The 5,310-nt window shown below is 59.5% G+C and carries 5 protein-coding genes; 2 read left to right on the top strand and 3 right to left on the bottom strand.

Translation table 11 applies throughout. From position 1 onward, the window contains the following. Positions 1–146 precede the first annotated feature (146 nt). The gene (locus tag ACRER8_RS07110; RefSeq protein WP_431745641.1) at positions 147–1,934 is read right to left on the bottom strand and encodes an ABC transporter transmembrane domain-containing protein; all 1,788 of its coding nucleotides are present in this window, start codon (positions 1,932–1,934) and stop codon (positions 147–149) included. A 301-nt stretch (positions 1,935–2,235) separates the two neighbouring features. Here ACRER8_RS07110 and ACRER8_RS07105 point away from each other — a divergent pair, with 301 nt between their 5' ends. Together ACRER8_RS07105 and ACRER8_RS07100 are read left to right on the top strand one after the other, a co-directional pair. Further along, positions 2,236–2,412 (top strand): PA1571 family protein, encoded by a 177-nt coding sequence (locus tag ACRER8_RS07105; protein WP_431745640.1) that lies wholly within the window; start codon positions 2,236–2,238, stop codon positions 2,410–2,412. A gap of 172 nt (positions 2,413–2,584) precedes the next feature. Then, positions 2,585–3,565, top strand: coding sequence for a zeta toxin family protein (locus ACRER8_RS07100; protein WP_431745639.1), 981 nt, complete (start codon positions 2,585–2,587; stop codon positions 3,563–3,565). On the opposite strand, the gene pdxB is transcribed toward ACRER8_RS07100, so the two are convergent. After that, complete coding sequence (gene pdxB / locus ACRER8_RS07095) at positions 3,566–4,714, bottom strand: 4-phosphoerythronate dehydrogenase PdxB (protein ID WP_431745638.1); 1,149 nt, start codon at positions 4,712–4,714, stop codon at positions 3,566–3,568. A gap of 88 nt (positions 4,715–4,802) precedes the next feature. Then, entirely contained in the window at positions 4,803–5,057 is a 255-nt protein-coding gene (gene tusA / locus ACRER8_RS07090) for a sulfurtransferase TusA (protein WP_431745637.1), read from the bottom strand. Positions 5,058–5,310: the final 253 nt, after the last annotated feature.

The raw sequence follows: 5,310 nt of genomic DNA, 5'->3' as shown, positions 1-5,310 counted from the left end.
CCGCCTACCTGTGCGAATACCGCAAGGATTGATCCAAACGAAACGGCGCTCGATGCGCCGTTTTCATTGGTCTGGGTTAAACACGTTGCAGCAGTCCGGCTTACCGGCGGTGGCGGCCAATAGCGCTACCGCCGCAAGCCGGACTGCTATGTAACGTTCATTTCTTCCTGATGACCTGCATTGAACTGCAAAGCCGCCAGCCGCGCATAAAGCGGGTTGCTGGCGATCAGTTCCCGGTGCGTGCCCACTGCCACCAGCCTTCCCTGATCCATTACTGCAATCCGGTCAGCATTTTGTACCGTGGCCAGCCGGTGGGCGATCACCAAGGTTGTGCGGCCTTGCATCAGCGTCGGCAGGGCCTGCTGAATCAGGTGCTCACTCTGCGCATCCAGTGCACTGGTGGCTTCATCGAGCAACAGGATCGGCGCGTCGACCAGCAGCGCACGGGCGATCGCCAGACGTTGACGTTGCCCACCAGACAAGCCCATCCCACTATCGCCCAAATGAGTCTGATACCCCTGCGGCAATAACTGGATGAATTCGTGGGCATGGGCAATACGCGCCGCCGCCTGAACCTGTTCGTCGTCGGCACCGGGGTTGCCGTAGCGAATGTTGTCCTCGACGCTGCCGAAGAACAGCGCTGGCGTCTGCGAAACCCAAGCGAAACAACGACGCAGGTCCAGGGGATCGAGGCGCTCTGCGGGAATGCCTTCGATCAGAACTCGGCCCTGTTGAGGATCGTAGAAACGCAGCAACAGATCGAACAGCGTCGATTTGCCGGCCCCCGAAGGTCCCACCAGCGCCAGGGTTTCCCCTGCTTCGATGGTCAGGCTCAAACTGTCCACCGCATTGCGCTCTGGCCGTGAAGGATAGGCAAAGCTGATATTTTCCAACGCCAGTCGACCGCTGACCCGTTCAGGCAGCGTCATCACATCGCCTGGGGGCGGGGTGATTTCGCTACGCGCCTGCAACAATTCGGTGATGCGTTCGGCAGCGCCGGCAGCCCGTTGCAGTTCGCCGATTACCTCACTGAGGGTGCCGAAAGCGCTGCCGACGATCAGGCTGTAGAACACGAATGCCGCCAGTTCGCCCCCGGAAATACGCCCGGCGATGACATCCATGCCGCCCACCCAGAGCATCACCGCCACCGCACCGAGCACCAGCACGATGACCAGCGTGATCAGCCACGAGCGTTGCAGAATCCGCTTGCGCGCGGTTTCGAATGCCCCCTCGGCGGTCTGCGAAAATCGTTGGCGATCCTGCGCCTGATGATTGTAGGCCTGGACGGTCTTGATCTGCCCCAGCGCTTCGGAAACATAACTGCCGACGTCCGCCACCCGGTCCTGGCTCTCCCGCGAAAGTCTGCGCACCCGTCGGCCGAAGATCAGAATCGGCGCCACCACCAGCGGCAACGCCACGACCACAATGCTGGTCAGTTTCGGGTTGGTGAAGAACAGCAGAATCACCCCGCCGATCACCATCAGCGCGTTGCGCAGGAACATCGACAGCGACGAGCCGATCACCGATTGCAGCAACGTGGTATCGGCCGTGAGTCGGGACTGGATTTCCGAGCTGCGGTTGCTCTCGTAAAAGCCGGGATGCAGGCTGACCAAATGATCGAACACCTGCTTGCGCAGATCGGCGACTACGCGCTCGCCGATCCACGACACCAGATAGAAGCGAGTAAACGTACCGATCGCCAACGCCACGATCAGCACCATGAACAGCGCGATGCTCTGATTGAGCAAGGTGACTGAGCGCGTCATGAAGCCCTGATCGACCATCAGCTTGATGCCCTGACCCATGGACAGGGTGATGGCGGCCGTGACGATCAACGCCACCAGTGCGCCGATGGCCTGCTTGCGATAAGGCGCGATCATCCGTAGCGCCAGGCGAATGGCGTGACGCTGACGACCGGAGAACACTGATGCCATGAAATGCACTCGTTAGAGACTCAGGCGCAAAGCCTACACCTGCCCTTGCATGCACGCTCGTCGTCTTTTGCTGAACTCAGGGCATTGATCTCAGTCAGGATAAAAGTATCCACCTTGCTTGTACCAACGCCGCGTTATGACGTTAACCGAGGACGGTTAGAGTGGATCGGTCTAACGATCGGCTGGCGATTTGAGCCTTAATCTGTTGGACTCAAGGGACGCTTGATGCGTCCAGGGATGTCATGGCGTGGTCATCAAGCGTGGATAACCTGAAGCGCACAACCTGATGAGGAGACAGGCCATGAGCTTGCAAAACAGCAGCAATCAAGAACCCGTGGTAAGGCCCCAACCCGAGTCGCAACTGGGCGGCGCCGTTGTCGATGAATACGGGAATCAAATCCTGATTACTGAAGAAATGGTTCAGGCCGCGTGTCAGGAATGCGAGAAGTACTGGGTCAAACCTGAAAAACAAGACTGATGAAAAGATTCTTTGGAGCCCGGTATCGATACCGGGTTTTTTATGTCTGCGTTCCAGGCTTTCCGTAATAAAACGCAACATATCGCAATAAAAAGCGTCCTCCAAAGCTGTTGCATACGGGTACATCCTCCGATTACGTCCTTGGCCTTACTCAATCCAAAGGAAGATCGATATGTCCGTTTCGCATTATGGCTACACCCCTCAGGAGCTAAACAACGTCTACACCACATTAGAGAAAACCCTGTTCGACGTCCGCAGGGACATCGGCGCCGAGGGGCAACCGGCCCCGAAGATCCTCGTAGTCGCCGGGGTTCAAGGCTCGGGCAAGACGTACATGCTCAACAACACCCTGCTCAAGGATCCACGCTACGGCAACTATGTGCGTCTGTATTCGGAAGAACTGCGCGAACTGCACCCGCGTTATACCGAATTTGCCGATCAGGATGTCACCAGCCGCTACAAACACACCGAGGCGTTTATCTGGGAGCTGTGCAGCCTGATCTTCGCTCACGCGTACAAGAACAAATTCAACATCATCATGGAGACGGCGCTGGATACCAAGGCATTCGCCACGGTCATTACCGGTGCGGAACTGGCCGATTACCAATTCGACGTTCACTTGATCGGCTGCAAGAAAGACTTCGTTCACCTGTCGACGATCAAACGCGCGTTGAACGCATTGGAAAACGGCAGCCTGGAGCGCTTCGTCGATATCGCCACCATCGAGACCAGCATCGACAATGCCGAGGTTATCCTCAATGCGTTCGAAACGGCATGCATGCGAGTCAGCGGTTCGACGATCAGCATGTATGAAAGAGGCTTCGGTGCGCTGGTGGACCGCAAGAAGCTCTGCAGCAGCCGTTGTGATCGCATCAACACGCTGACGCCGCTGGTGTTCACGGACGAGAATGGCGCAACGATCACCCTGCAGGAGCAGACCCATCGCATCGAGCGCAGCGAACAACTGTCGGTGCCATGCAGCTACGGCAGTTTCATCGCGTTGGTGGAAGCGCCGGTCAGTGGTGTTGAGGACCGCAGGGAAGCATGGCAGGAAGCCTATGCCGCCCTGGCGCGGATGCGCCGCTTCTGGAAGCAGATCCCGCCGCGTCTGCCCGAAACGCTTTGGGGCTACATCAAGAAATACGTCGAGTGATCACTCGCCGACCGATACGGCGCCCAATGCCTGAACGATCTGTTGCAAAACCGCCGATTGGCCGTTGATGCTGACCCGCAGACCTTCGATTTCCCGGCGCGGCGGATAGTGCTTGCGCAGAGCGTCGAAGGCCAGGCGCTGGGTGGCGGAGTCACCGACCAGACTACGACGAAAATCCGCGTCGTCACGGCGCGGATCATAGACGCCACGGCAGAGCATGTTCAGCGCCCAGGTCGGGTCAGTGTCGGCGTCCAGCGAGACCTGCGCCAGCCAGGGTTTGGGCAGCAGGTCTGCAAGTTCGATGGTTGGCGATTGTCCGAGGTGCGCGCACAGCGCCTGATAGATCTGCGCTGTGCCGCGCTGGCGCCCGTCGAGGCTGTAACCAGCGATGTGCGGGGTGCCGATGACGCACAACTCGGCCAGGTCCACGTCTACCAGCGGTTCCTGTTCCCAGACATCCAGCACCGCTTGCAGGTCTTCGCGTGCGAGCAGCACTTGGCGCAGCGCAGTGTTATCCACTATCGGGCCGCGGGCCGCGTTGATCAGCCAGGCGCCTTGCCTGAGTTGCTGCAGGCGCGCGCCATCGAACAAGTGCCAGGTTGGCAGGTCGCCGGTCTTGTTCAGCGGCGTGTGCAGGCTGATTACGTCGCAGCGGGCGACGATTTCATCGAGGCTGACGTAATCGCCGCCCTCCGCAGCCTGACGCGGCGGATCGCAGACCAGCACATTCCAGCCTAGCCCGCGCAGCACCTTGATAAGACGACCACCGACCTGTCCCGCGCCCACTACACCGTAGGTGCGTTGCGTCAGATCGACGCCTTCGATTTCCGCCAGGGTCAACAGACTGCCAAGTACGTAATCCACTACGCCGCGAGCGTTGCAGCCCGGCGCGCTGGCCCACTGGATACCGGCTTGATTGAAGTAATCGAGATCGAGGTGGTCGGTGCCGATGGTGCAGGTGCCGACGAAACGCACCGGCGTGCCTTCTAGCAGCTCGCGGTTGACCTTGGTCACCGAGCGCACCAGCAGGATGTCGGCGTCGGCCACCGCGGCGCGGTCAAGGGTACGTCCCGGATAGCGACGGATGTCGCCAAAACCGGAAAAGAAGGCGTCGAGCAGTGGAATGTTTTCGTCGGCAACTATGCGCATGATGGGCTCCCTGGAGTCGCGGCAGTGTAGGCGCTAGCGTGCCGGGGAGCCAGCGCGGTGCAACGAAGCAGCCAGAGGTGGCGCGAACTCAGGCGAGTTTCTTGCGGATCCAGTACAGGTACACACCGTCGGTCGCTTGTTTTTCGACCAACTGGTGATCAAGGAAGACGCAGAACTTGGGGATATCGCGCTGCGTCGAGGGGTCGGTGGCGATGACCTTGAGCAAACCACCGGCCGGCAGATCGCGCACCTTCTGGTGCAGCATCATGACGGGCTCGGGGCAATTGAGGCCGGACGCGTCGAGAACCGCGTCAACGGCAAGGCTTTCGATGGAATCAGACATGAGGCACTCCGGAAACTGGCGGGCATTGTCGCTTAAATAGGCAGATGCGCCAATCTTCGCTTGTCTCGATTCCGGCATCCGCAACAGCACGGCTTGCCGGCGGCAGCGCTCTTGCGGGCCCTGCCACTGGCAGGCCGTACTGCTAAAGGGATTGTGTGCGGTTGCAAAACCCCGGTACGCCGCACAAACGTGTCGGTGCCGGCTTGCTGGCGAACGCGGTGGGTTAGTTATAGATGGGTTGTCTGCCCCCTGT

The sequence above is a fragment of the Pseudomonas sp. genome (assembly GCF_050739935.1).
In the GTDB taxonomy this organism is placed as follows: domain Bacteria; phylum Pseudomonadota; class Gammaproteobacteria; order Pseudomonadales; family Pseudomonadaceae; genus Aquipseudomonas.
The sequence above is the reverse complement of the archived record's forward strand: the minus strand, read 5'-3'. Positions and strand labels throughout refer to the sequence as shown.

Coding starts and splice junctions, on each gene's coding strand:
- ACRER8_RS07110 (WP_431745641.1), bottom strand. CDS start 1,934: ATGGCATCAGTGTTCTCCGGTCGTCAGCGTCACGCCATTCGCCTGGCG.
- tusA (WP_431745637.1), bottom strand. CDS start 5,057: ATGTCTGATTCCATCGAAAGCCTTGCCGTTGACGCGGTTCTCGACGCG.
- pdxB (WP_431745638.1), bottom strand. CDS start 4,714: ATGCGCATAGTTGCCGACGAAAACATTCCACTGCTCGACGCCTTCTTT.
- ACRER8_RS07105 (WP_431745640.1), top strand. CDS start 2,236: ATGAGCTTGCAAAACAGCAGCAATCAAGAACCCGTGGTAAGGCCCCAA.
- ACRER8_RS07100 (WP_431745639.1), top strand. CDS start 2,585: ATGTCCGTTTCGCATTATGGCTACACCCCTCAGGAGCTAAACAACGTC.